Source organism: Rossellomorea arthrocnemi (assembly GCF_904424705.1).
Classification (GTDB): domain Bacteria; phylum Bacillota; class Bacilli; order Bacillales; family Bacillaceae_B; genus Rossellomorea; species Rossellomorea arthrocnemi.
On record NZ_CAJGBF010000058.1, the window covers coordinates 1 to 474 of the forward strand.

A 474-nucleotide genomic window follows, 5' to 3' on the forward strand; every position below is an offset into this window, starting at 1 on the left:
GCTCTCGCTCCGCAAGGGCACGACGCTGACCAAGGAGATGTTCCTCAACCACCTGTACGGCGGGATGGACGAGCCCGAGCTCAAGATCATCGACGTGTTCATCTGCAAGCTCCGCAAGAAGCTCAGCCTCGCTTGCGGGGGCGACAACTACATCGAGACGGTATGGGGCCGCGGCTACGTGCTGCGCGACGCGGAAGAGGATTTGGCGGCCAAGGTCGCCTGACGCGCCGAGCGCGACGCGGATTGACACGCGCCGCCGACCTGTCTCTTCTCACCAAGAGCCCGCGCGCAACGACGTGAGGGCACAGGGGGAGAACGGGCATGAGCATCAGGGAAATCTTGCTGGGCGGGGCCGCGTTCGCCGCCCTCGCCGCGCCGGTGTCCGCGCAGACGCAGGCCTCGGAGTCGCGTGCGGACCAGGGCACGACGCAGGCGGATGATCCGGAGCGTCTCGAGCAGAATGAGGTCGAGCTG

Annotated in this window: 1 protein-coding gene; it reads left to right on the forward strand. The window is 66.9% G+C overall.

Features of this window, described 5'->3' with window-relative positions:
- Nucleotides 1-223 (forward strand): winged helix-turn-helix domain-containing protein (locus BAA9072_RS23945; RefSeq protein ID WP_201717046.1); only part of this gene is annotated, 223 nt, incomplete at its 5' end.
- Nucleotides 224-474 lie beyond the last annotated feature (251 nt).